The 22,900-nt window shown below is 58.2% G+C and carries 24 protein-coding genes and 1 tRNA gene; 14 read left to right on the forward strand and 11 right to left on the reverse strand.

Annotated features, from left to right (window positions below; translation table 11 throughout):
• Positions 1-11: 11 nt before the first annotated feature.
• Together EDC28_RS16925 and EDC28_RS16930 are read right to left on the reverse strand one after the other, a co-directional pair.
• Positions 12-305 (reverse strand): co-chaperone GroES, encoded by a 294-nt coding sequence (locus EDC28_RS16925; protein ID WP_050659909.1) that lies wholly within the window; start codon positions 303-305, stop codon positions 12-14.
• A gap of 123 nt (positions 306-428) precedes the next feature.
• The gene (locus tag EDC28_RS16930; protein WP_123422384.1) at positions 429-884 is read right to left on the reverse strand and encodes an FxsA family protein; all 456 of its coding nucleotides are present in this window, start codon (positions 882-884) and stop codon (positions 429-431) included.
• Between the two features lie 135 nt (positions 885-1,019).
• Here EDC28_RS16930 and cutA point away from each other — a divergent pair, with 135 nt between their 5' ends.
• Both cutA and EDC28_RS16940 read left to right on the forward strand, forming a co-directional pair.
• Positions 1,020-1,340, forward strand: coding sequence for a divalent-cation tolerance protein CutA (gene cutA, locus EDC28_RS16935; RefSeq protein ID WP_050659911.1), 321 nt, complete (start codon positions 1,020-1,022; stop codon positions 1,338-1,340).
• Positions 1,333-3,093, forward strand: a complete 1,761-nt coding sequence (locus tag EDC28_RS16940; RefSeq protein ID WP_244946605.1) for a protein-disulfide reductase DsbD — start codon at positions 1,333-1,335, stop codon at positions 3,091-3,093. Before cutA ends, EDC28_RS16940 begins: the two co-directional genes overlap by 8 nt.
• Before the next feature lie 43 nt (positions 3,094-3,136).
• Here the strand turns inward: EDC28_RS16940 and EDC28_RS16945 are convergent, their stop codons facing one another.
• Positions 3,137-3,961, reverse strand: a complete 825-nt coding sequence (locus EDC28_RS16945; protein ID WP_050659912.1) for an HDOD domain-containing protein — start codon at positions 3,959-3,961, stop codon at positions 3,137-3,139.
• Positions 3,962-4,291: 330 nt separating this feature from the next.
• Complete coding sequence (zntR, locus tag EDC28_RS16950) at positions 4,292-4,699, reverse strand: Zn(2+)-responsive transcriptional regulator (protein WP_123422385.1); 408 nt, start codon at positions 4,697-4,699, stop codon at positions 4,292-4,294.
• A gap of 200 nt (positions 4,700-4,899) precedes the next feature.
• Here zntR and EDC28_RS16955 point away from each other — a divergent pair, with 200 nt between their 5' ends.
• Positions 4,900-5,190, forward strand: coding sequence for a PAAR domain-containing protein (locus EDC28_RS16955; RefSeq protein WP_050659914.1), 291 nt, complete (start codon positions 4,900-4,902; stop codon positions 5,188-5,190).
• 207 nt (positions 5,191-5,397) lie between these two features.
• Positions 5,398-5,649, forward strand: a complete 252-nt coding sequence (locus EDC28_RS16960; RefSeq protein ID WP_050659915.1) for a hypothetical protein — start codon at positions 5,398-5,400, stop codon at positions 5,647-5,649.
• Positions 5,650-5,661: 12 nt separating this feature from the next.
• Here EDC28_RS16960 and EDC28_RS16965 read toward each other — a convergent pair.
• Positions 5,662-5,735: transfer RNA gene (locus EDC28_RS16965), tRNA-Gly, on the reverse strand.
• 115 nt (positions 5,736-5,850) lie between these two features.
• Between EDC28_RS16965 and EDC28_RS16970 the strand changes: the two genes are divergently transcribed.
• The gene (locus EDC28_RS16970) at positions 5,851-6,651 is read left to right on the forward strand and encodes an SDR family oxidoreductase (protein ID WP_050659916.1); all 801 of its coding nucleotides are present in this window, start codon (positions 5,851-5,853) and stop codon (positions 6,649-6,651) included.
• A gap of 24 nt (positions 6,652-6,675) precedes the next feature.
• Here EDC28_RS16970 and EDC28_RS16975 read toward each other — a convergent pair whose 3' ends face one another.
• Positions 6,676-6,936, reverse strand: coding sequence for a hypothetical protein (locus EDC28_RS16975; RefSeq protein ID WP_050659917.1), 261 nt, complete (start codon positions 6,934-6,936; stop codon positions 6,676-6,678).
• A 15-nt stretch (positions 6,937-6,951) separates the two neighbouring features.
• Positions 6,952-7,308, reverse strand: coding sequence for a DUF3192 domain-containing protein (locus EDC28_RS16980; protein WP_050659918.1), 357 nt, complete (start codon positions 7,306-7,308; stop codon positions 6,952-6,954).
• A 247-nt stretch (positions 7,309-7,555) separates the two neighbouring features.
• Here EDC28_RS16980 and EDC28_RS16985 point away from each other — a divergent pair, with 247 nt between their 5' ends.
• From EDC28_RS16985 to EDC28_RS16995, 3 genes are all read left to right on the forward strand, one after another.
• Entirely contained in the window at positions 7,556-8,002 is a 447-nt protein-coding gene (locus EDC28_RS16985; protein ID WP_050659919.1) for a MarR family winged helix-turn-helix transcriptional regulator, read from the forward strand.
• A gap of 191 nt (positions 8,003-8,193) precedes the next feature.
• On the forward strand, positions 8,194-8,613 hold the full coding sequence (locus EDC28_RS16990) for an organic hydroperoxide resistance protein (RefSeq protein WP_050659920.1): 420 nt from the start codon (positions 8,194-8,196) through the stop codon (positions 8,611-8,613).
• A 137-nt stretch (positions 8,614-8,750) separates the two neighbouring features.
• A complete protein-coding gene (locus tag EDC28_RS16995; RefSeq protein WP_123422386.1) occupies positions 8,751-9,551 on the forward strand; it encodes a 5'-nucleotidase, lipoprotein e(P4) family in 801 nt (266 codons plus the stop codon).
• A 56-nt stretch (positions 9,552-9,607) separates the two neighbouring features.
• Here EDC28_RS16995 and EDC28_RS17000 read toward each other — a convergent pair whose 3' ends face one another.
• Positions 9,608-10,765, reverse strand: coding sequence for a trans-sulfuration enzyme family protein (locus EDC28_RS17000; protein WP_123422387.1), 1,158 nt, complete (start codon positions 10,763-10,765; stop codon positions 9,608-9,610).
• A gap of 15 nt (positions 10,766-10,780) precedes the next feature.
• On the reverse strand, positions 10,781-11,794 hold the full coding sequence (locus EDC28_RS17005; protein WP_123422388.1) for an isopenicillin N synthase family dioxygenase: 1,014 nt from the start codon (positions 11,792-11,794) through the stop codon (positions 10,781-10,783).
• A gap of 419 nt (positions 11,795-12,213) precedes the next feature.
• Here EDC28_RS17005 and EDC28_RS20355 point away from each other — a divergent pair, with 419 nt between their 5' ends.
• The 5 genes from EDC28_RS20355 to EDC28_RS17030 all read left to right on the forward strand — a co-directional run bounded on the left by EDC28_RS20355 (position 12,214) and on the right by EDC28_RS17030 (position 19,834).
• On the forward strand, positions 12,214-13,731 hold the full coding sequence (locus EDC28_RS20355) for a methyl-accepting chemotaxis protein (RefSeq protein WP_170164160.1): 1,518 nt from the start codon (positions 12,214-12,216) through the stop codon (positions 13,729-13,731).
• Between the two features lie 79 nt (positions 13,732-13,810).
• Entirely contained in the window at positions 13,811-14,779 is a 969-nt protein-coding gene (locus EDC28_RS17015; protein ID WP_123422390.1) for a 2-hydroxyacid dehydrogenase, read from the forward strand.
• Between the two features lie 230 nt (positions 14,780-15,009).
• Positions 15,010-15,576, forward strand: a complete 567-nt coding sequence (gene ahpC / locus EDC28_RS17020; RefSeq protein WP_050660804.1) for an alkyl hydroperoxide reductase subunit C — start codon at positions 15,010-15,012, stop codon at positions 15,574-15,576.
• Positions 15,577-15,675: 99 nt separating this feature from the next.
• Positions 15,676-17,217, forward strand: a complete 1,542-nt coding sequence (gene ahpF, locus EDC28_RS17025) for an alkyl hydroperoxide reductase subunit F (protein ID WP_050660803.1) — start codon at positions 15,676-15,678, stop codon at positions 17,215-17,217.
• Between the two features lie 196 nt (positions 17,218-17,413).
• Positions 17,414-19,834, forward strand: a complete 2,421-nt coding sequence (locus EDC28_RS17030) for a methyl-accepting chemotaxis protein (RefSeq protein ID WP_123422391.1) — start codon at positions 17,414-17,416, stop codon at positions 19,832-19,834.
• A gap of 28 nt (positions 19,835-19,862) precedes the next feature.
• On the opposite strand, the gene EDC28_RS17035 is transcribed toward EDC28_RS17030, so the two are convergent.
• On the reverse strand, positions 19,863-20,294 hold the full coding sequence (locus EDC28_RS17035; RefSeq protein WP_123422392.1) for a hypothetical protein: 432 nt from the start codon (positions 20,292-20,294) through the stop codon (positions 19,863-19,865).
• Positions 20,295-20,388: 94 nt separating this feature from the next.
• Here EDC28_RS17035 and zapE point away from each other — a divergent pair, with 94 nt between their 5' ends.
• Positions 20,389-21,498, forward strand: a complete 1,110-nt coding sequence (gene zapE, locus EDC28_RS17040; protein WP_123422393.1) for a cell division protein ZapE — start codon at positions 20,389-20,391, stop codon at positions 21,496-21,498.
• Here the strand turns inward: zapE and EDC28_RS17045 are convergent.
• Entirely contained in the window at positions 21,478-22,857 is a 1,380-nt protein-coding gene (locus EDC28_RS17045; RefSeq protein ID WP_148049875.1) for an aminotransferase-like domain-containing protein, read from the reverse strand. The genes zapE and EDC28_RS17045 overlap by 21 nt on opposite strands.
• Positions 22,858-22,900: the final 43 nt, after the last annotated feature.

The raw sequence follows: 22,900 nt of genomic DNA on the forward strand, positions 1-22,900 counted from the left end.
AAAACGGTCAATTAACCTTCGACAATCGCCAGGATGTCGGACTCGCTCATGATCAGCACTTCTTGGCCGTCGAGCTTCTCGGTTTTGACACCGTAGCCGTCGTTGAAGATAACCTTGTCACCCACCTTGACATCCAGGGGTTTGACCTCGCCGTTATCCAAAACACGGCCCTGACCTACGGCCAGCACTTCGCCGCGAGTGGATTTTTCAGCGGCAGAGCCGGTCAGCACGATGCCGCCAGCAGATTTGGCTTCAACTTCGATGCGCTTGACGATGACGCGGTCATGCAACGGACGCAGTTTCATCTGAAAGTCTCCTAAACGTTTAAGTCAGAACGTTTTTAATAAAGGGCCGTCGTGGCCCAAATCGGTGTTGCACCCTATATGGGGAGCCATCAGAGGCTTTCCAAGAGGGGCAGTGAAAAATTTTTAATCCTTGCGCTCAAACTCACCGTCAATGGTGCTGTGTTCACGGTATTGGCCTGGTTGCCCTTGCTGGCCGCCCATGGGGCCGGTGCCAGCAACGGTTTGCACCACCATGCGCTTACCCAGCTGCGCTGCCAGTTTGCGGCGCACACTCGGCAGCAACAGCGCAATACCGGCGATATCGGTCAACAAGCCTGGGGTGACCAGCATGACACCGGCGCTCAGCAGCACCAGACCTTCACAAATTTGCTGGCCGGGCATTTCGCCGGCCGCCATGCGCCGCTGGGCCTCCATCCAGGTGGAAAAACCGGCCTGGCGGACCAGCCGGGCACCAATCACGGCAGTGATGATCATCAGGGCGATGGTGGGTACCACGCCAATCATGCCCCCCAGCTTGATCAGCAACGTGATCTCGACAAAGGGAACAATCAAAAATAACAGGAAGAGTCGGCCGAACATGAGGCCTCCTTAAAAGGGCTTGAAAGAAAGCTGGGGGCGAGCGGGTCCGTTTTCAAGCCGGTTTGGGGATTTGTCTGCTTTTGCCCACCACGGCGACAGGTTAAGGTAAGGCAGCCGCCTGAAAAGGAGATGAACATGACCGAGGCATGGGTGGTGCTGTGCACCTGCCCCGACCAAACCAGCGCCGAACGCCTGGCCAAACAGCTTTTAACACAGGGGTTGGCAGCCTGTGTCAACCTGCTCCCTAAAGTGCGCTCCCTCTATCTTTGGCAAGGCCAACTTTGTGACGACCAAGAAGTGCAGATGATCATTAAAACCACGCGCCAACGCTACCCTGCCCTGGAGGCGGCCTTGAGCGCTGTCCATCCCTACGACAACCCTGAGATCCTGGCTCTGGCGGCAGCCGATGGCGCCAAGGCTTACCTAAGCTGGCTGAGCGAGGTTACCCATGATTAAGCGCCTGTGGCTGCTCCTGGCATTGACGCTGCCGCTCTTTGCCCAGGCAGGCGGCATTCCCTTGCCCAAGGCCGATAAATTGCTGGCCCAGCAGGAGCCGCAATTTTTGCCGGAAGACCAAGCCTTTGCCTTTAACTTCCAGCAAGACGGCCAGCAGCTGAAACTGAATTGGGACATCGCCAACGGCTATTACCTATACAAAATTCGCTTCAAGGTTGAAGGCAAGGGGGTCAGCACCGGCACTCTCACCCTGCCCCAGGGCCAAGACCACGAAGACGAGTTCTTCGGCAAGACCGAGGTGTACCATCAGCAAGTGGCCTTTACTGTGCCCCTTAGCGCTATCAACCAGGGCGCCACCGTGGTGGTGAGCTACCAGGGCTGCGCCGATAAGGGCCTATGCTACCCGCCCACCCGTAAAACGGTACCGGTCGACCCGATAGCGGCAACGGCGGCCCCATCCCATGCGCCAGCCCAAGGTTACGTCAGCGAGCAAAACAAACTGGCCGCCATGCTGGCCGGTAGCGGCCTTGGGCTGACCTTGCTGGCCTTCTTTGGCGCCGGGGTGCTTATTGCTTTTACCCCCTGCGTTTTCCCCATGTACCCGATTTTGACCGGCATTATCGCCGGTGCCGGCAACAAGCTCACCACCGGCCGGGCGGTGTGGCTGTCCTTTATCTATGTGCAGGGCATGGCCATTACCTACACGGCGCTGGGCTTGCTGGTAGCGAGCGCCGGCGCCCAGGTACAAGCGCTATTTCAAAGCCCGGTGGTGCTGATTGGCCTGTCGCTACTGTTTGTGATGCTGGCGGTGGTGATGTTTAGCGGCGCCAACCTGCAACTGCCGTCGGCGCTGCAAGAGCGGCTTAACCGGGTGTCTAATCAGCAGCAAGCCGGCTCGGTAACCGGGGTGCTGGTGATGGGGGTGATCTCCGGCCTGGTGGCCAGCCCTTGCACCACGGCGCCCTTAACCGGCGCTCTGCTGTTTGTGGCCCAGAGCGGCAACCTGATGACCGGCGCCCTGGCTCTTTATGTACTGTCCCTCGGTATGGGCCTGCCGCTGATGCTGATTGGCTCCACCGGCAGCAAGTGGCTGCCCAAAGCTGGCGCCTGGATGGAAACCATCAAGCACCTCTTTGGGTTTATCCTGCTGGCGGTGCCCATCCTGCTGCTGGGCCGGCTGGTACCGGATAGCTGGGCGCTGATCGCCTGGGCATTGTGGCTGCTGGTGACCTTTGCCTTCTTGGCCCAGGCCAATAGCGCCAGCCAGCCGGGCTTTTGGAAAGGGGTTCGCACCCTGGTGGCCTTCCTGGGGCTTTTTACCGGCGCCATGCTGGGCTACCAAACCCTCTTTGCACCGCAGGTTGCCACGCCGGTTGCCAGCACCACGCAAGACGGCCACTTTAAACGGGTCAGGAATCTTGCCGAGATGCAGGCCGCCATCAAGGCCGCCGCCAGCGAAGGAACACCCATCATGGTGGATTTCTATGCCGACTGGTGCGTGGCTTGTAAGGAGTTCGAGAAGTACACCTTCTCAGACCCACAAGTGAAGGCCCGCTTTGCAAAGATGGTGCTGCTGCAAACTGATGTTACCGAAAGCACCACCGAGCAGGTGGCCATGCTCAATCACTTCGACATTCTCGGCCTGCCGACCCTGCTGTTTTTCGACAAAAACGGTAACGAGATAACGGCGCTGCGGGTGACTGGCTTTCAAAAGCCGGCGCAGTTCCTAAAAACCCTGGACCAATTTCAATAAACAAAAAACCCGCCGATTGGCGGGTTTTTTAATGATGCGGGGGTTATTCGAGCAACATGGAGTAGGCAGAGCCTTCGTCGCGCACCTTAAGCTTGGCTTCCAGCGCAAAGGCCCAATCGATATTGAGCTTGATGGCCAGTTGCAGCGGCCAGTCCACCGGTGTGTCTTCACCGGCATCTTCCAGACGCTCAAGATAAGAGGCCATGTACACCAGGGCCGCATATTGGCTAAAAGGCTCGGCCAGCAACGGCACCCGCTGGTTGCGGATGGCCAACTGGATAACGTCCGGGAACAGCCAGCGGCTGGAGAGCTCGGCGCCCACTTCGGCGTAGGTAAAGCCCAGCACCGCATGTTCGGCGTAGGCACGGGCCTCACCGGCTGAAACACGTTCGTCCAGCTCGGCAGCCAAATCAGGCTCGGCAGCGTGGATGATCAGCTCACCAATGTTGTGCAACATGCCGCAGGTAAAACTCAGCTCGCTGTCGCAGCTGGATTTAGCGGCCAACAGCCGGCACAACTCACCGACATTGAACGACTGGCGCCAAAAGCCCTTGAGGTCAAAATGCGGCACGCTGGGGTAGATATCCACCAAGCCAGCAGCCAACACCATGTTGCGCAGCACATCCAGGCCCAGGCGCACCGAGGCTTCGGTCACCGTGGCTACCTGGCGGGAACGGCCATACCGGGCCGAGTTGGCCAGGCGCAGGGTTTTGGCGGTGATCACCGCATCCTTGCCAATTTTGCCGGCAACAGTGCGCACGTCGGTATCGGGATCATTGAAGGTGGCGATAAGATCCTTCACCACCTGCGGGATCTGGGGCAGGTTCTGCGGACGTGAAAAAAATTGTTCTAAGGATTTCTTGGACATTCAGGCTCCAACTCCCTTGGGTGCTCCCATTGGGGCGATACGCTTTAAAACGAGCCGGTTTCTCAACAAAAGCAGGTGCATCCTGCAAACTTGGCTAACCGCATGACCCTAATATTTGCTGCAGTAAATGCAAAAGGCATTTCTACCATAAAAAGATGACAGGATGCCTGTGTAAGACTGCCTTAACCTTTTTAATTAACACTGCTGCTAGGTATTCCTACCCGCTTTTATCCAGGTTCCTAACGCTTGGATGATAGCTTTCCCAAAGCCCAGCGCCAAGGCGCCTTTGGTAAATCTCAGGCCAGCTCACAGTCTGCTGGCAGCGCCTTATTAAGACAATGGCGGCTGGTTATCCAGCGCCTCCAAGATACTGCAGTTGTTCGCCCCTTCCTGGCCCCCCTGGCAGGCGCTGCTCATGGCGCTGAGGGCACGGTGGATCTGTTGCAGCTGGGCCAAACGTAATTCGACCTGTTGCAGGTGAGCGTCGACGACGGATTTCACCTCGCCACAGGTATGACTGTCGATATCGACCCGGATATCCAATAGCTCTCGAATATCCTCCAGGGAAAAGCCCAGTGATTTCATGGAAAGAATAAAATGCAGGGTACTTAACGAGCTGTCATCGTAATAGCGATAACCGTTGTCACCCCTTTTGGCTTCAAGCAGCCCCTGCTTCTCCCAAAACCGCAAGGTGTCTACCGTTACGCCGGTAGCCTGTGCCAGTTCACCAATTTTCATTACCCACCTCATTTCGCCCCTGGCGATCAGGCATATATAAAATTGCTTATTACAGCCCTGCTTTTTATGCCACCTGCAACAGCGCCTAGACTGTCTTTGCAGACGACCAGAGCTGTTTTGGTTCGCACCGCAAACACTCTGTACCATTACAACGCTGCTGGCCAGGAGCAAGGCCACATTACCCAGACAAGGATGCCATCATGGGAAAACCCGCCGCTACCATTACCCACATGCATGTTTGCCCCAAAACCACCGGTACCGTCCCTCACGTGGGCGGCCCTATCGTGGTGGGTTCACCCAATGTGTTGATTGGCTGCCTGCCTGCTGCCCGGGTAGGCGATATGTTGGTTTGCGTGGGGCCGCCGGATAAAGTCAAAAGCGGTTCTGGCACGGTGCTGATTAACGGTAAGAAGGCCGCGCGGATGGGCGATAGCACCGATCACGGCGGCGTTATCGTGGTGGGTAACCCCACGGTATTGATTGGCGGCTAAGGCCGGAATATGACGCTCATCAATAAAGGGCCTGAAAATATCTCAGGCCCCTTTAGCCAGCATTGGAACTTGTCTTAATAAAAGTTAATGTTATGAAAAATGCCTAACCACATTAGGTATACCTCGAAGGCAGCAGCCTCCCAGTGCAGTGATTAGCACGTCCACGCCATGTAAGGCCTCTGCAGTATTTTGTGTTAAAGAGGCGTTATGGCCACCTACCTTATTACCCTCGAACTCACCAAAGGCATGGACTACATGCCACTACATAATACTTTGGTCAGCTGGCACGCCCAGAAACTCACTAGCACCACTTGGCTGCTCGAATCCGCTGTTGTAGAGCTCGCTCAGCCACTGCTGGATGAATTACGAAAATGGGTCAAGGATGGCGACCGAATACTGGTAAGCCAAAGTCAGTTGGTAGTGGGGTGGAATACCGTTGGCAGGCTGCCGGTGAACTAAGGCAGGGGAAGATGGAGCGGGTGAAGGGAATCGAACCCTCGTATGCAGCTTGGGAAGCTGCCGTTCTACCATTGAACTACACCCGCATCGGAGCACGATTATAGGGGAATTCCTCCACAAGAAAAGCCCTTCACGTGCAACTGGTTAGAAGTCGCGCAGACCGTTAAACTGGTACGACTTGTTGGGAGAGAGGAAAAACCCATGTCTTTTGATTTCACCGGGAAAGCAGTTTTTGTAATGGGCGGCACCAGCGGCATCAACTTAGGGATCGCCCAGGGCTTTGCCAAAGCAGGGGCCAGGGTCTGTGTGGCCAGCCGCAGCCAGGACAAGGTCGATGCAGCAGTGGCCGGCTTGGGTGATGGCGCTTTTGGTTACAGCGTAGATGTACGTGACAGTGATGCCGTAGCCGAGGTTTTTGCCGAGGCGGCAAGCGTGTTTGGCCAGCCCATTGATGTGTTGGTCAGTGGCGCGGCCGGTAACTTCCCATCACCAGCCAAGGACTTGTCGGCCAACGGCTTTAAAGCGGTGGTGGATATCGACCTGCAAGGCACCTTCAATGTGATGAAAGGGGCTTACCCGCACCTGACCCGTCCCGGTTGCATCATCAATATCTCGGCGCCTCAGGCTTATGTGCCCATGGGTCTGCAAGCCCATGTGTGTGCCGCCAAAGCCGGGGTAGACATGATCACCCGCACCCTGGCCATGGAATGGGGCCCCGAAGGGATTCGCGTTAATTCCCTGGTACCCGGCCCCATTGCTGGCACCGAAGGCATGGCACGTCTGGCGCCAACGCCACAGCTGTTGGCCATGGTGGAAGACTCGGTACCGCTAAAACGCAACGGCGTCCCGGAAGATTTGGCCAATGCCGCCCAATTCCTGGCCTCACCCATGGCCAGTTACATCAGTGGCGTGGTGTTGCCGGTCGACGGTGGCTGGTCTTTGGCTGGGGTCAGCTACGCCATGGACAATATTGCCAGGCAGTTGACCGGTAAGAAGTCGTAAAAAAGGCGCCGTGAGGCGCCTTTTTTATGAGGCTTTGGACTGACTCTCCAGGGCGCTTATTTTTTGCGACAGCTGATAGCCCTCGTCGGTGATGATGGCTTCAAGCACCCTAATACGCTCCTCCATCTGGGCAATCTTTGCCTCCAAAGCGCCACTGTTCTGGTTTGATTTGCCAGCTTGCAGCTCTTTTTCCTTGTGCTTGAGGTGCTTGTTGTACATGTCATACAAGGTGCCGAAACCAACGCTGACCAGAACGATCAGCACCACCATAGTCGAGCCATCCATCAGCCTGTCTCCTTGTTAGAGTTTGTCCAGCGCCAGTTGCCCCCAACCGATCAGCTTGTCGTTGCTGAAGATCAGTGGCGTGCATTCGTCGCGGGTGGTCATACCGTCACCGTGCTTGCGCTGGGTGCGGTAAAACAATACGCGATGCCCGTCTGTGAGCTGGTCATCAAAGTCCGGTGTGCCCATTTTACTGGTGACATCGGCACGGCTCATGCCAGTAGAAAGCCCGGCGATGCCGTCACGGTTGTGCCGTTCTATTTTAGTGTGGTCGCTGCGATCGTGATCGGAATCGCCGTCGGCGATCACCACACAAGCAGACAAAGGCAGTAGGAAAACGGTCATTAACGCAAGACGGGCAACAGACTTTTTCATTGTTATTTCGCTCCTGAAATATGGCTTTCCCTGGTTAAGGCAAGGGGCATGCCAATGTTTCAAGTAACTGTATTTATTAGATAAATATGTTATCAGACACCTTGGTGCTCGGCATTTTCACCACCTTGTGGCGAAATCGACCACTCAGCAGTTTATCCGATAATCGCTATTGTGAATAACAACAGGACCGATTGTCCCCAACTGCGATAGACTGCCAGCCTTACCGATTTCATCCGAGGTACGAGTGATGGATAAGCAGATCCGCGACAATCTTAAGCTGGACAATCAGCTTTGCTTCGCCCTGTACTCAGCGTCCCTGGCGATGAACAAGATATACAAACCGCTACTACAAGGGCTGGACCTTACCTACCCGCAATACCTCATCATGCTGGTGCTGTGGGAAGAAGACGGCATTACTGCCACCACCCTGGGTAAAAAACTGATGCAGGATCTGGGCGCCCTTAGCCCCGTTATCAAACGCCTGGAAGTGCAGGGGCTGGTGGAACGCCGTCGCAGCCAGGAGGACGAGCGGAAAATCGAGCTGCACCTCACCGCCGCCGGTAAAGCCATGCAACAGCAGGCAGGCTCACTGCCCGAGCAAATTCTATGCGCATCAGAGCTCAACATTGACGACCTTAAAACCCTCAAGGCCCGGCTCGATGAACTGCGTGACTCTTTGCAAAAGCAGCTTTGACCGTATTACCGCCTTGGTTACGACAAAGAGCCCTCTTAAGGGCTTTTTTTGTGCCGGTTTGCTATCTGTTCATGGCTAAGAGAAAGAATCGTTAGAGGCAATCGGGTTATTTGATTATCGCAATTATCATTATCGCGATAATATAATTCCAGTAGCAAAAAACAACCTTACTCAACCGCGAGGAACACATCATGCAAGTACTGTACAAAGCAATCGCAACTTCTACCGGTGGCCGCGATGGTCGTTCCAAGTCTTCCGACGGCGTTCTGGAAGTGAAACTGAGTACCCCCAAATCCCTGGGCGGCGCCGGTGGCGACGGCACCAATCCCGAGCAACTCTTTGCAGCCGGTTACTCCGCCTGTTTTATCGGTGCCATCAAGTTTGTTGGCGGCCAAGAAAAAATCGCCATCCCGGCTGACACCAATATCCGCGCCGAAGTGGGTATCGGCCAGATCCCCGGTGGTTTCGGTCTGGATATCGACCTGTTTGTGACCCTGCCGGGTCTGGACCAGGCCAAGGCTGAGGAAATTGTGGCCAAGGCCCACCAGGTCTGCCCCTACTCCAACGCCACCCGTGGCAACGTGGATGTACGCCTGCACGTCGCCGTGTAACACGCTCCGCATTGAAAACCCCGCCAACTGGCGGGGTTTTCGTTTTTTAGAGCCTGATAACCGCTTTTGCCTGTTAAATGCCTCCGCCTTTCGTAAAATGGCCGGCGATTGATAAATAACAAGCACAAAGAGGCTTTATGAAACTGCGTGTCCTGGCCCTGCTGCCCTTGCTGGCAAGCACTGCCGTTTTTGCTAAAACCGCCCCGGCTCCTGTTGACCTTGCCGTACAAAACACCCAGGCGGTGCTGTGGATGCAACGCTCCGGCGAATACCGGGCCCTTTGCTACCAGGCCTTCAACATGGCAAAGCTCGCCTTCGACAAGGCCCGCGCCGCCAACAAAGGCAAACTGGCGGTGATGGTGGACCTGGACGAAACCATGCTGGACAACAGCCCCTACGCCGGCTGGCAAATCAAGCACCAGCAGGGCTACAACCAAACCACTTGGGACCAATGGGTCAACAGCATTCAAACCGCCGCCCTACCCGGCGCTGTGGACTTTGCCAACTATGTGGACAGTCACGGCGGCACCATGTTCTACGTGTCCAACCGCTCCGACCGTACCTTTGATGCCACCGCAGCCAACCTCAAGAAAGACGGCTTTCCCAAGGTCACCAAAACCACTCTGCGCCTGAAAACCACCACTTCCGACAAGGCGCCGCGCCTGGAGGCCATCCAGAGCGAAGGCTACCAAGTGGTATTGATGATGGGGGACAACCTCAACGATTTTCCTGACCTTGGCACCTACCATCAGCTAAACGCCGAACGTAACGACGCGGTAGACACCAACCAGGCCGCCTTTGGCAGCCAGTTCATCCTGCTGCCCAATCCTTCTTACGGCGACTGGGAGCCGGGCCTTGGCAAGGATTACTACCAGCTTGACGATGCCGGCAAAGCCAAGCTACGCAGCGACAGCCTCAAAGCCTGGGACGGCAAATAAGCCGCCGTTGAGCTGCGCTTTCACCGACAAAAAAGCCCGCCAACCGGCGGGCTTTTTCAGGCCAGGGCCTGTGCAAGGTCGGCAATCAAGTCCTCGGCGTCTTCCACGCCGATACTGAGCCGCACTAAATTGTCACTGACCCCGGCCGCTTGTCTGGCCTCGGCACTCATGGCGGCATGGGTGGTGCTGGCCGGGTGGCAGGCCAGGCTTTCGAGATCCCCCAGGCTCACCGCCTGGGTAAAGAGCGCCAGCTTGTCCAAAAACGCGGCGCAGCGGGCAAAGCCGCCTTCAAGCTCGATGCTGACCATACCGCCAAAGCCGCGGCTCACCTCTTTTAGCGCCTGGTGCCCGGGGTGCTGGGCAAGGCCCGGGTACACCACCTTTTTAACGCCGGAGTGGCTGCTGAGAAACTCGGCCACTTGGCTGGCGTTTTCCAGATGGGCAGCCATACGCAGTGGCAGGGTTTTAAGGCCCCTTTGCAGCAAGTAAGCCTCTTGCGGGCCGATAGGCGAGCCGATGTGTTTTAAGGCCACGGTACGCACCTTGGCCATCAGCTCATGGGAGCCTGCCACCACACCGGCGATAATATCGCCGTGGCCACCCAAATATTTGGTGCCGCTGTGCATCACCAAATCCACACCCAGCGCCAAAGGCTGCATCAGGTAAGGGGTCAAAAAAGTGTTGTCGCACACCGTAATGGCGCCCACTTTTCGGGCCGCCGCCACTACTTTACGGGGGTCTATCACCTTGAGGTTGGGGTTGGTGACAGTTTCAAACAGCACCAGCCGGGTATTGGGGCTGATGTTGTCCAGCAGTTCCTGGTCAGAACCGTAACGGGTAACGGTAATACCGGCCCGCACCAGGGTCTGCTTTAAAAAAGCGTCGGTACCGCCGTAAAGCGGGTCGACAAAGGCCACCTCTTGGCCGCTATCCACCAGGGCATACATGATGGCCGATACCGCGGCCATGCCCGAGGCCACAACCAGTGCCTCGTCAGCTCCTTCCAGGGCTGCCAGCTTTTGCTCCAGCGGCGTCACCGTGGGGTTACCAAAACGGCTGTAGATAAAGCCGGGGTTCTGGCCGCTAAAACGGGCCCGCCCTTCCTCGGCGGTAAAGTAGCTGAAGGTGCTGCTTTGGTAGACAGGAGTGGTCAGGGCGCCGGTCTGGGGATCCAACGCCTGCCCGGCATGCACACTCAGGGTTTTGAACTTCATCAACATCTCCAAATATCAGGCTGACGCACGTATCAAGTCGCCATAGTGGCGCGCCGCCACGTCGGTGTGGGAACGAAGCCGTCCTTTGAGGACGTTCTCCCCCACCTCGAAAAACAAGGGGTTGGCCGGGTCGCTCTGGGGGCCTTTGGCCTCACCGGCCAAGTGCGGCGGCAGTGAGAGCAGCGGTACCCGCGAATCGAGCCTGGCCGCCATGAAAAAGGCGCAAGACAACCGCTCCACACCTTCGGGCGGGCTCACCACCCGGTGCAAGGTGGCCCGCAGATAACCGTTGGAGGCAAGCTCCAGTAGCTCACCGATATTGACCACAAAGGCCCCTTCGATGGGCTCGGCGCTTATCCAGCCCTTATCGGTCTCAACCTCAAGGCCAGACTGGCCATCCTGCATCACCAGGGTGAGGTAGCCCGGGTCTTTGTGGGCACCAACCCCCTGGCTGGACGCCCCTGTTGCCCGGCCCGGGTAGCGAATGAGCTTCATGTGCTGATAGGGGCCAGCGGCCACGTTTTCGGCAAAAATAGCCGGGTCTTGCTCCAGCGCCTCGGCAAAGGCGTCCAACAGGCGCACCGTGATATCGCTCAGCCGCTGCTGCCAGTCCAGCAGCGCCGCTTTCATGCCCGGCAACGCCGCCGGCCACTGGTTAGGGCCATAAAGTCGTTGCCAGGGTTCGTTAATTAAAGACGGAGCCAATGCCGGCTGCTCGTTCATGATATCAAACTGCTCGCGCATGTCCGGTTTGCCCCGGGTAATTTCACCCTGCATTTTTGTATAGCCACGAAAATGCGGTGAATTGGCCATCTGTACTTCCATCTTTTCTTTTTCGGTTAACCCAAAAAAGCGGCGGGCCAAATCCAGTATGCCTTTTTGCTCAGCGGCGGAAAGCCCGTGGCCAACCAGATAAAAGAAGCCATAGTCGCGAGCCGCGCTGCGCAAGGCCTTAAGGAAGTTTACCCGTTCAGATGCAGCGCCGTCGAGCAGGCTCAAGTCCAGCACAGGTAATGTCGGCTTTTTCATTATCGCCTCCACAAAATAGGGGATAGCCCGAGAGGAATACCAATGGCAGCCATCCTAGATCTTTTAATTAAAGAACAATAAATAGCCTTTTCTTCTGAGTTAGAGAGAAAAAAGATATGAGGAAGTAAGGAAGCCTTTCCTTTTAAATGGATAGACGTCTAAAAACAAAATGCCGTTTTAATGACTGCGTTAAAAAAGGTATGAACTGGCTCTTACTAAGACCTCTGCAACTCAAGGCCCGTGTTGGCAATTGCGCGGTCAGGCTTGCCTTTCTTGTTGTCAGGGCCAAGCACCATGCCACTCTCCACTTAGGTCGAATAGACAGGCAGCCCCAAGGCTGCCTTTTTTGTCTAATGTCTACAGCAATGGCCAATAAGGCCGATGCAGGACAAAACAATAAGAAATCCAAGGAGAAGGTTATGTGGCAAGTCTTGGGTAAAAGTATCGTCGTGGGCGGGGTTCTCGGCGTCAGCCTGTGGTGGCCCGGCTGGCCCTGGCTGGCGGTGCTGTTGGCCATGGCAGCGGTGATGGCGCTGTTTTGGCCCCGCACTCTGGTGGTGGCCGAGCCGCCTAAGCCGCGCCTGGACCCGGCCCCCATCAGCGATGCGGTAACCCGTATCGCGGTGGAATCGGCCAACGCCTCCCATTTTGTCGACGGCATCAAAGGGCATTTGGGGGAGCAAAAGGCGCTTTCTGCCAAAATTCTCGAGCGGGTAGAAAGCCTGGAGCAAGCTGGCCTTGCCATGGAACAAGGCGCCAGCGACGCCCGCCAGCAAGTCGACAGCGCCGCCGTTGCCACCGAACAGGGCCAGGGGCAGATGGAAAAGCTCAACCAGGCCCGCCATGAACAGCACCAGAAGCTGACCATAGCCCAAAGCCAAGTGGGCCAGCTAAAGGAGCAGTCTGACTCCATCAAGGGCATTACCCAATCCATCGAGCAACTGGCCGAACAAACCAATATGCTGGCCCTCAACGCCGCCATTGAGGCGGCCAGGGCCGGTGACCAGGGCCGCGGCTTTGCGGTGGTCGCCGATGAAGTGCGCCACCTTGCCCAGCAAACGAGGGAAGCCACCCAGAATATCGAGAAGCTGCTCGGCGCCATGGTCGAGCAGACCTACGGCGTTACCGCCGCCATGGATGCCCTGCAGGCGGTGGATGCCACCATGACCGAGCTGATTGAAGACACCAGCCACCAGTTGCGGCAAATCATGGGGATGATGGGCCAGGCCCGCGAAAGCTCCCAGACCATGGCCCAGCTGCAACAGGATTTTCAGCGAGACAACGCCGGCATCAGCGGCCATGTGGAACATCTGCACAGCTCCATGGGCGCCATCGAGCACGCCATCGGCGAAGCTTCCCAGCGCATTTTGGAACTGAGCACCCATACCGAAGGCATTTTCGTGGCCCTGTCCGGCAGCGACATTGACGATCAGCACAGCCGTATGGCAAGCGCCGCCCGCCAGGGCGCCGCCGCCATTGCCAGCGCCCTGGAAGGGGCCATCAACGACGGGCAGATAAGCGAGCAAGAGCTGTTTCGCTTCGATTACAAACCCATCGCCAACACCCAGCCGCAAAAATTCAGCACCGGCTTTGACCGCCTCACCGATCAGCTCTTTCCTCCTATTCAGGAACCGCTGCTGGCGGGTCTTGATGGCGCAGTGTTTGCGGGCGCCGTCGATATCAACGGCTACTTTCCCACCCACAACAAGAAGTTCAGCCAGCCGCTCACCGGCGACCCGAAAAAAGACGTGGCAGGCAACAGGACCAAACGCCTCTTTAACGACCGCACCGGCAAGCGCTGCGGCAGCCATACCGAGCCTTTTTTGCTGCAAACCTACAAGCGCGACACTGGCGAAGTGATGCACGATATCTCGGCGCCCATTTACGTGCGGGGCCGGCATTGGGGCGGTTTTCGTATCGGCTACCACAGCCGCTGAGCCGTTGGGCGAGTCCGGCTTGCCCTGCCTGGGCAGCCGGGCGTAGGCTGGGTTTTTCTATGGCCACGGAGTTAACGCCATGAAACCCAACGTCTTTGTATTTAGCCGCCTGAGCGATGAACACCTGGCGGAGCTCAGCGAGCGCTACCAGGTCACGGTGCTGGACCCCAAAGGGGATATCGACGCCCAGTACGCCGCCGCCCTGCCAAGCGCCCAGGGCATGATAGGGGTTGGCCGCAAGCTTGGCCCCGCACAGCTTGCCCAGGCTGGGCAGTTAAAGGTGGTAAGCTCTATCTCGGTGGGCTATGACAACTACGATCTGCCCTACCTCACCGAGCGCGGCATCATGCTCACCAACACCCCTGACGTGCTCACCGAAACCACCGCCGACCTTGGCTTTACCCTGCTGATGAGCGCCGCCCGCCGGGTGCCGGAGCTGGACGCCTGGACCAAAGCCGGCCATTGGCAGCGCACCGTCAGCCCAGAGCGGTTCGGGGTCGACATTCACCACAAGACCCTCGGCATTGTCGGCATGGGCCGCATTGGCGCAGCCATCGCCCGCCGGGGCCATTTCGGCTTCAACATGCCGGTGCTCTATACCGCTAACAGCCCCAAGCCAGAACTTGAAGCCGAGCTTAACGCCCGCTTCTGCGGGCTGGACGAACTACTGCAGCAGGCCGATTTTGTGGTGCTGGTGGTGCCCCTTGGGCCCCAGACCCGGCATTTGATTGGCGAGCGGCAGCTGGCGCAAATGAAAGCCAGCGCCATCTTGGTCAACGTGGCCCGCGGCGCCGTGGTGGACGAAAACGCCCTGATAGCCGCCCTTGAAAAGGGCACCATCCGCGGCGCCGGCCTTGACGTGTACGAGCGCGAGCCGCTCAGTGATTCGCCGCTCTTTAGCTTGCCAAACGCCGTTACCCTGCCCCATATCGGCTCGGCCACGGCGCAAACCCGCGACGCCATGGCGCGCCTGGCGCTGGACAACTTCCACCAGGCCATGGCTGGCCAGCGCCCCGCCAACCTGGTTAATGACGAGATTGGGTCATAAGGTTGTCATCTATCGATTGCGATGATAGAAACCCTTGCCGCGACACCGGCCCATGGCTGTGTCAGTATTTGCAGCAAGTTACTCAATCACAAGGAATTGCCTGAACCAGACAATCGACTAAGCCGAATGAAACGATTTAATTTAGCAATTTTAATCGATTCAAAAAGCCGCTTAGAATAGACGCTGTTTTAGGGAATCTTTCATTCACGACATTTAATCGAGGAGTCGACATGTCCGTATCCATCAACACCGAAATCAAGCCGTTTAAAGCCACCGCTTTCAAACAAGGCAAATTCGTAGACATCACCGAAGCCGACGTTAAAGGCAAGTGGTCTGTGTTCTTCTTCTACCCTGCCGACTTCACTTTCGTATGCCCCACCGAACTGGGCGACGTGGCTGACCACTACGAAGAGCTGCAAAAGCTGGGCGTAGAAGTGTTCTCCGTGTCCACCGACACCCACTTCACCCACAAAGCCTGGCATGACAGCTCCGACACCATCGGCAAAATCAACTACTTCATGGTTGGCGACCAAACCGGCACCATCACCAACAACTTCGGCGTAATGCGTGAAGGCCAAGGCCTGGCTGACCGCGCCACCTTCGTTATCGACCCTGAAGGTGTGATCCAAGCTGTTGAAATCACTGCTGAAGGCATCGGCCGTGACGCTTCTGACCTGCTGCGCAAAATCAAAGCTGCCCAGTACGTTGCTGCTCACCCGGGCGAAGTTTGCCCTGCCAAATGGAAAGAAGGCGAAGCCACTCTGGCTCCTTCTCTGGACCTGGTCGGCAAGATCTAAGTCCCTTTTTGAAACCCGGCCCGCTGCGGTGCTTGCGCACCCGGTTGGCGGGCCGGGTTTTTTACGCCCAAAATTCCGTAATTTGCATAGGACACGCACATGTTAGACGTCAATTTGAAGAAGCAATTGGACACCTACCTGCAAAATATCAAGCAGCCGATCGAAGTCAGCGTGTCCGCCGATAGCAGTCCCAAAGGCCAAGAACTGAAAGAACTGGTTACCGAAATTGCCGGGCTGTCCAGCCAGATCTCTCTGGTGGAAGCCGCCAATGCCCGTACCCCCAGCATGAGCGTTGCCCCCAAAGGCCAGGCACCCCGCGTGCACTTTGCCGGCATCCCCATGGGGCACGAATTTACTTCCCTGGTACTGGCCCTGTTGCAGGCCGGCGGTCACCCTTCTAAGGCTGATCCGGCCCTTCTTGAGCAGATCAAGAACATCAAGGGCGAGTTCCATTTCGAGACCTACATCTCCCTGTCCTGCCATAACTGCCCGGACGTGGTGCAGGCTCTGAACCTGATGGCCAACCTCAACCCCAACATCACCCACGTGATGATTGACGGCGGCCTGTTCCAACAAGAAGTGGACGAGCGCCAAGTGATGGCCGTGCCGTCTGTTTATCTGAACGGTGAACACTTCGGCCAGGGCCGCATGACCCTCGAAGAAATTGTCGCCAAAATCGATACCGGCGCTGCCGAAGAAAAAGCCGCCGCCCTTAACGACAAAGACACCTACGACGTACTGGTTGTAGGGGGTGGCCCGGCCGGCGCCGCCGCCGCCATTTACGCAGCCCGCAAAGGCATTCGCACCGGCCTGGTGGCCGAGCGCTTCGGTGGCCAGGTGATGGACACCATGGGTATCGAGAACTTTATCTCCGTGCCCTACACCGAGGGCCCGAAACTGGCCGCCAGCCTCGAAGCCCACGTCAAGGAATACGGCGTTGACATCATCTCCGGCCAACGCGTTGCCAATGTCAGCCGCGATGGCGAGGTGCAAGTGGCACTGGAAAGCGGCGCAACGCTGAAAAGCCGCAGCCTGGTACTGGCCACCGGCGCCCGCTGGCGCTCCCTCGGCGTGCCCGGCGAAGCCGAGTACAAAACCAAGGGCGTGGCTTACTGCCCGCACTGTGACGGCCCCTTCTTCAAAGGCAAGAAAGTGGCGGTGATTGGCGGCGGTAACTCCGGTATCGAAGCGGCTATCGACTTGGCGGGTATTGTCGAGCACGTCACGGTGCTGGAATTTGCCGACACCCTGCGCGCCGACGACGTGCTGGTGAAAAAGGCCAAAAGCCTCAATAACGTCGACATCATCACCAACGCCCAAACCACCGAGGTGCTGGGTGACGGCAGCAAGGTCAACGGCCTGGCTTACACCGACCGCGTCAGCGGCGAAGCCAAAAAGCTCGATTTGGCCGGTGTCTTCGTGCAAATCGGCCTGGTGCCCAACACCGAGTTCTTGAAAGAGAGCGAGATTGAACTGACCCGCTTTGGCGAAGTGATCATCGACGCCAAAGGCGCCACCTCCCTGCCGGGTGTGTTCGCCGCCGGCGACGCCACCACCGTGCCCTACAAGCAGATCGTCATCTCCATGGGCGCCGGTGCCACTGCGGCCCTGTCCGCCTTCGACTACCTCATTCGCAGCTAAGCTGGCGAATCACCTTACAGGCCGCCTCAGGGCGGCCTTTTTTATTCAACAAGGCAATTGGCGGCTTGATCTGGCGCAAAAAGCCCTGCAAAACGCCCTTTCTCGCCTAAAGTTCAAATTTAACAATCCGATAACCCATCTACACTGAATAGCACTTCACTCCCTGCTTGCACCTTGTTCCTGACGAGAGGCCAACATGACGCTGACCATAAAAGCCAGGCTGATCCTACTAGGTACCCTACTCACCTTTGTGCCCACCGCCGTGGTAAGTATTGTTCTTAGTTACGCGCTGATGGACGAAGCCGAAAACTCCCTGCGCCACCAGGCCGAGGGCAAGCTGGTGGCGGTGCGTAATGCCACCGCCAAGCACATCGAGAGTTACTTCGAGACCATCGAACACCAAGCAGCCACCATGGCCGCCGAGCCCACCACCATTGACGCCATGAAGATGCTGGCAACGGCTTACCAGGCCTACCCCCAGACCTTGAGTGCCACAGAGCTGGCCGAAGACAAAACCGGCCTTGCCGGCTACTACCAAAGCCAGTTCGACAATAAATTCAAAAGCATGAACGGTGGCGCCAGCAGCAACCCCAGCGCGCTGATGGCAGCGCTCTCGGAAAACGCCATTGCCCTGCAACACGATTACATCAGCGCCAACAGCGCGCCGCTGGGAGAAAAAGACAGCCTGCTGCGCGCTCCGGCCGAGAACAACTACAACCGCCTGCACGCCCGCTTTCACCCCAGTTTCAAGCAGTTCCAGCAGACCTTCGGCTTTTATGACGTGTTTTTGGTAGACGCTGCCAGCGGCGATGTGGTGTACACCGTCTTTAAGGAGCTGGATTTTGCCACCTCGCTCAAAGATGGCCCCTTTGCCAAGTCGGGCCTGGCCGAGGCCTACCGCATGGGCATGACCAGCAGCAGCGCCCAGTTCACCGACTTCGCCCCCTATGTACCGTCCTACAATGCGGCCGCCGCCTTTGTCTCGGCGCCGATAGTCGATGACGGCAAAAAGATTGGCGTGCTTATCTTCCAGATGCCGGTCGACCGCCTCAACGCAGTAATGACCCACGATCAGCAATGGCAAAGTAACGGCCTTGGTAGCAGCGGCGAGACCTATCTGGTCGGCCAGGACGGCACCATGCGCAGCAACAGCCGCACCCTGCTGGAAAATAAAAGCGCCTTCCTCGATACCCTAAAAGCTCAGGGCCAGAGCCCAAGCCTGATTGACAGCATTGGCCAAAACGACAGCACCATGGGCCTTTTGAAGGTGGATAACCCGGCGGTAACCGCCGCCCTTAACGGCCAAACCGGCTTTACCACCACCCAAGGTGACAACCCACAACTGCTGGCCTACCGGCCACTAAAAATTGGCCAGCAGCACTGGGCCCTTATTAGCGCCATGAGCCAGCAAGAAGCCTTTGCGCCGGTGGCGCTACTTCGCCAGCACGCCATAACCAAAACGCTGATAGCCTCCGCCGTGGCGCTGCTGGTGGGGGGCCTTTTGGGCTGGCTGGTGGCAAACCTTATCGTGCGCCCCATCCATACCCTGATTTACACCCTCGATAACCTGGCCAGTGGCGAGGGCGACCTGAGCCAGCGGCTCAATGTCAAAGGCAAGGACGAGCTGGCCCAACTGGCCGGCAAGGTGAACACCTTTATCGACAAGCTCGACACCACCTTTGCCGAACTGATTGGCTCGGTGATGCGCTTGGTGCCCATATCCAGCGAACAGGCCGACATCAACGGCTCGCTCTCCGATGCCATCGCGGTGCAAAAACGCGAGGCCGACTCGGTAGCCCTTTACCTTGAGCGCACCGACGAAGCCAGCAAGGTAGTAGACAGCGAGCTGGTGGCCATTACCGACGCCACCTCCCAGGGCAATAAAACCGTGGACGACAGCCACCGGGTGGTGGAGTCGGCTGCCGACACCATGCACCAGCTCTCCGGCAGCATGGCGGAGATGGTCTCGGCCATCGATCTTTTAAAAGGTGACACTGACCGCATCGCCAAGGTGATTGACGTTATCAACAGCATCTCCGAACGGACCAACCTTTTGGCCCTTAACGCCGCCATCGAGGCAGCCCGCGCCGGGGAAGCCGGCCGCGGCTTTGCGGTGGTGGCCGACGAGGTGCGTAACCTGGCGGCCAAGACCCGGGAGTCCACCGGTGAGGTAACCGACATGGTTCACACCATCCAGACCAGCACCATGAAGGTGGTACGGCTGATGGAAGAAGGTAAACACAACCTGGACAACTCGTCCGAGCGGATGAGCGAAGCCACCGAGCAGCTGAGCTCGGTAACCCAGGCCATGGGCGCCATCAGCCAGCGGGTGGACAACATCAACGAGGCCATCCAGACCCAACAGGCGATTTTTAGCAAGGTGTCGGGGCATTACGACGAAATGAACGCCAGCTTTGCCCAGGCTCAGCAAACCTCCGAGCTGGCCAATACTCTGGGCCAGGACATTCGTAACCTGGGGGACAAACTCACCGCCCTTATTCAGCGCTTCAAGGTGTCCGAAGCCAATTGGTCGACCAAACGGCGCAGTAAAACCCGGGCCAGCGAAGAGGCTGAGCGGCAAATCAAAGACGAGCTGGCGCTGCGGCGCCGGGCCTGAAAAAAGCCGCCAACAGGCGGCTTTTTCTTTACCCCACCCAACCGCGCTTACCGGCCAGTTTTGCCACCAGCAACTGAGCCAGGGTCAGCACCAGCACAAAAAGCGGCATGGCAAGGGAGCCGGTGCCCAGCACCTTGAGGCTGTCAGCCACCCCAAAGCTGTAAAACTGCTGCACCAACACCCCAGCCAAAGACACCAGATAACAGCCAAAAGCCTGGCGCCGCCCCAGCATCAGGGCGCAGGCCCCGGCCAGGCCCGCCACCACCGCCACCCCAAAGGCCAACACTGACCACCAGGGCTCGCTGGCATAAAGGGCCTGGTGCTCCGGCGGCAAGCGGCCAAGCTCGGGCTTGGAAAGCGCATGAAGGGCAAAGGTGGCCACCCCCAGCAGGTTCCACATCACCATCACCCAGGCAAAAACGGTAAACCACAGGGGCTTGTTGTTGTTTTCAATGGACATGTACGTCTCCCAACGACAGGGCCGGTGCTTTGCACCGAGGCCCGAGATAACGCCATAATGCCAGCATTTCCCGGCGCCAATCCTTATCCAGATCATGAAGTTGTCACCTAAAGCGCGCTATCAGGCCCGGCTGGCAGAGCCTGGCTTTGTGGCCGACCCCAATCAGCAGCAGGCCATCGATGCCTTAGAAGCCCTCTACCAGGCCCTGCAACAGCCGGGCAATCCTCGCGGGCTTTACCTTTGGGGGGATGTGGGGCGCGGCAAGACCATGCTGATGGACTTGTTCTTTGCGGCGCTGCCCGAAGGCATGGCGGTGCGCCAGCACTTTCACCACTTTATGAAATGGCTGCACCGGGCCTTGAATGACCATGCAGGGCAGGCCGATCCGCTGGTGGCCATTGCCAACGAACTGGGAAAAAGCTGCAAGGTATTGTGCTTTGACGAGTTTTTTGTGGCCGACATCGGCGATGCCATGCTGATCCAGCGGCTGTTCCAGGCCCTTTTTGCCAAAGGTCTGGTACTGGTGGCCACCTCCAATATCGCCATTGGCGGCCTCTTTCAACAGGCCTTGCAGCGCGAACGTTTCGCGCCAGGCATTGCCCTGCTGACTCGCCACTGCCAAGAGCTGCATCTCGATGGCGGCGACGATCACCGCCTCCGCCACTTGCGCCGGGTGCAAACCTGCTTCGCGCCGGGGCAAGCCGACTTCGCCGCGTTGTTTGCCGCTTTGGAGCAGGCTCCAGATAACCGCCGCCATATCCGCCTTTGTGGGCGCGAACTTGCGGTACGGGCCGCTGGCAGCCGCAGCGTCTGGATGGACTTTGCCACCCTCTGTGGCGGGCCGCGCTCGGCCTTGGATTACATCGATCTTGCCGGGCAGTTTCGCCAGGTGCTGGTCAGCCAGGTGCCGGTGCTTGGGGGCAAGGCCCATGAATGGATCAAAGCCCGTGGCACCGAAGATGGCGCCGAAGCCACCCAGACCGGCGAGCGCCAGGTGTTCTACGCCGAGGGCGACGATCCGGCGCGGCGCTTTATCAGCCTGGTGGACGAGCTTTACGACCGCCATGTCGCCCTTTATTTGGAAGTACCGCTACCACTGGCCAATCTCTACCAGGGTGAAACCCTTAACTTTGAATTCCGGCGCACCTTGAGCCGCCTGACCGAGATGCAGTCTGCCGAGTACCTAGACAATGGCCTGGGTTAGCCCCGGGCCTTGGTCCAGCAGCTTTTTCAGCACCCCCAGCGCCTCGGCCAACTGGGCATGGCCCGCCGGTTGGCTGATGCTAAGGCGCACTCCTTGAGGCACGGCAAAACGCCCCACCGCGTAGTCTTCACCGGTACGCACCTTCACTCCCTGCTCCAGGGTGGCTCTGGCAAAGTCAGCGGCCCGCCAGGGTTCGGGCAACACCAGCCAGCAGTTAAAGCTGCTGGGGTCGCCTTGCAGTAAACCTTCACCGAGGATGCTGTCGGCCAGGCGCCGCCGGGCCCGCATTTCCTCGCCAAGCCAAGCTTCCAGGCGCTGCATCTGGCCGTCGGCCAGCCAGCGGCTAACCAGCTCCAATTGCAAGGGAGAGACGGTCCACACCGAGGCACGCAGGCAAAACAGCAGCCGCTGGTACAGGGCGCTGTCGAACAGCATGAAACCCACTCGCATAGCCCCGCTGTAACGCTTTGAAAAGCTTGAAACAAACACCGTGATATCCGGCGCCAGGGTGAAAAAGGCCGGGGGCTTGATGGCCGGGTCCACAAACTGCACGTCGTCTTCGATGATGCGCACGTCAAACTGGCGGCAAAGGGCCAGGATGCGTAGGCGGCGCGCCAGTGGCAAAGTGGCGCAGCTGGGGTTTTGCAGGTTGGCGGTCAGGTAGAGTACCCGTGGCCGGTACTGGCGGCAGGCCGCTTCTAGGGCGTCGGGCAGCAGGCCTTGCTCGTCCATGGCCAGGCCCACGGCTTTGAGGCCCTGGCGCTCGCAGGCCATGCGGATACCGGGAAAGGACATGCCTTCGGTCAGCACCGTATCGCCGCTTTGGCACAAGGCTTCCAATGCCAGGCTCAGGCCATGCTGGCCGCCACAGGTCAGCAATAGCTGCTGGTCGGTGACCACCAACCCCTGCACCGCCAGCCAATCGATAAAACGCAGGCGCTGGTGGGCAAGGCCGTTTTCCTGAGGGTAAGGCAGGCACTGATACAGGCAGTTGGCGTCAGCGGCCAGGGCCTGCAGCGCCTCGCTCATCATCTGCCCTTGCGGCCCAAGCGGCGCCATGGCGCCGTCCATGGCCAGGGGGCCGCCCATGGGCACCACTGGCATCGGCCGCTCATTGCCCCGCACATAGGTGCCGCTGCCCACCCTGGCCTCCAACTGGCCGCGGCGGCGCCCTTCGTCATAGGCCCGGGTGACGGTGCCCACCGTCACTCCCAGCTTGTCGGCCAATTGCCGCTGTGGCGGCAGCCGGGCACCGGCTTCCAGCTCGCCACGGGCAATGGCGGCGGCAATGGCATCGGCCAGCATCAGGTACTTGGGCCCGCTAAAGGGGCTAAGGTCGGGAGTCCAGATTGTCACCATAACAATAAAATTGTTGCCATACAAAATAACGCAATTGCATCAT

The sequence above is a fragment of the Gallaecimonas pentaromativorans genome (assembly GCF_003751625.1).
GTDB classification, from domain to species: domain Bacteria; phylum Pseudomonadota; class Gammaproteobacteria; order Enterobacterales; family Gallaecimonadaceae; genus Gallaecimonas; species Gallaecimonas pentaromativorans.

What these genes read in the sequence shown, in the direction of transcription:
- EDC28_RS16970 (WP_050659916.1), top strand. Translation starts at nt 5,851, where the DNA reads ATGTCTTTTGATTTCACCGGGAAAGCAGTTTTTGTAATGGGCGGCACC.
- EDC28_RS16975 (WP_050659917.1), bottom strand. Translation starts at nt 6,936, where the DNA reads ATGGATGGCTCGACTATGGTGGTGCTGATCGTTCTGGTCAGCGTTGGT.
- EDC28_RS17035 (WP_123422392.1), bottom strand. Translation starts at nt 20,294, where the DNA reads ATGTCCATTGAAAACAACAACAAGCCCCTGTGGTTTACCGTTTTTGCC.
- EDC28_RS17000 (WP_123422387.1), bottom strand. Translation starts at nt 10,765, where the DNA reads ATGAAGTTCAAAACCCTGAGTGTGCATGCCGGGCAGGCGTTGGATCCC.
- EDC28_RS16930 (WP_123422384.1), bottom strand. Translation starts at nt 884, where the DNA reads ATGTTCGGCCGACTCTTCCTGTTATTTTTGATTGTTCCCTTTGTCGAG.
- EDC28_RS16995 (WP_123422386.1), top strand. Translation starts at nt 8,751, where the DNA reads ATGAAACTGCGTGTCCTGGCCCTGCTGCCCTTGCTGGCAAGCACTGCC.
- EDC28_RS16925 (WP_050659909.1), bottom strand. Translation starts at nt 305, where the DNA reads ATGAAACTGCGTCCGTTGCATGACCGCGTCATCGTCAAGCGCATCGAA.
- EDC28_RS17015 (WP_123422390.1), top strand. Translation starts at nt 13,811, where the DNA reads ATGAAACCCAACGTCTTTGTATTTAGCCGCCTGAGCGATGAACACCTG.
- EDC28_RS16955 (WP_050659914.1), top strand. Translation starts at nt 4,900, where the DNA reads ATGGGAAAACCCGCCGCTACCATTACCCACATGCATGTTTGCCCCAAA.
- EDC28_RS17005 (WP_123422388.1), bottom strand. Translation starts at nt 11,794, where the DNA reads ATGAAAAAGCCGACATTACCTGTGCTGGACTTGAGCCTGCTCGACGGC.
- EDC28_RS16990 (WP_050659920.1), top strand. Translation starts at nt 8,194, where the DNA reads ATGCAAGTACTGTACAAAGCAATCGCAACTTCTACCGGTGGCCGCGAT.
- EDC28_RS16945 (WP_050659912.1), bottom strand. Translation starts at nt 3,961, where the DNA reads ATGTCCAAGAAATCCTTAGAACAATTTTTTTCACGTCCGCAGAACCTG.
- cutA (WP_050659911.1), top strand. Translation starts at nt 1,020, where the DNA reads ATGACCGAGGCATGGGTGGTGCTGTGCACCTGCCCCGACCAAACCAGC.
- ahpC (WP_050660804.1), top strand. Translation starts at nt 15,010, where the DNA reads ATGTCCGTATCCATCAACACCGAAATCAAGCCGTTTAAAGCCACCGCT.
- ahpF (WP_050660803.1), top strand. Translation starts at nt 15,676, where the DNA reads ATGTTAGACGTCAATTTGAAGAAGCAATTGGACACCTACCTGCAAAAT.
- EDC28_RS16960 (WP_050659915.1), top strand. Translation starts at nt 5,398, where the DNA reads ATGGCCACCTACCTTATTACCCTCGAACTCACCAAAGGCATGGACTAC.
- EDC28_RS17045 (WP_148049875.1), bottom strand. Translation starts at nt 22,857, where the DNA reads ATGGTGACAATCTGGACTCCCGACCTTAGCCCCTTTAGCGGGCCCAAG.
- EDC28_RS16985 (WP_050659919.1), top strand. Translation starts at nt 7,556, where the DNA reads ATGGATAAGCAGATCCGCGACAATCTTAAGCTGGACAATCAGCTTTGC.
- EDC28_RS17030 (WP_123422391.1), top strand. Translation starts at nt 17,414, where the DNA reads ATGACGCTGACCATAAAAGCCAGGCTGATCCTACTAGGTACCCTACTC.
- zntR (WP_123422385.1), bottom strand. Translation starts at nt 4,699, where the DNA reads ATGAAAATTGGTGAACTGGCACAGGCTACCGGCGTAACGGTAGACACC.
- EDC28_RS16940 (WP_244946605.1), top strand. Translation starts at nt 1,333, where the DNA reads ATGATTAAGCGCCTGTGGCTGCTCCTGGCATTGACGCTGCCGCTCTTT.
- EDC28_RS20355 (WP_170164160.1), top strand. Translation starts at nt 12,214, where the DNA reads ATGTGGCAAGTCTTGGGTAAAAGTATCGTCGTGGGCGGGGTTCTCGGC.
- zapE (WP_123422393.1), top strand. Translation starts at nt 20,389, where the DNA reads ATGAAGTTGTCACCTAAAGCGCGCTATCAGGCCCGGCTGGCAGAGCCT.
- EDC28_RS16980 (WP_050659918.1), bottom strand. Translation starts at nt 7,308, where the DNA reads ATGAAAAAGTCTGTTGCCCGTCTTGCGTTAATGACCGTTTTCCTACTG.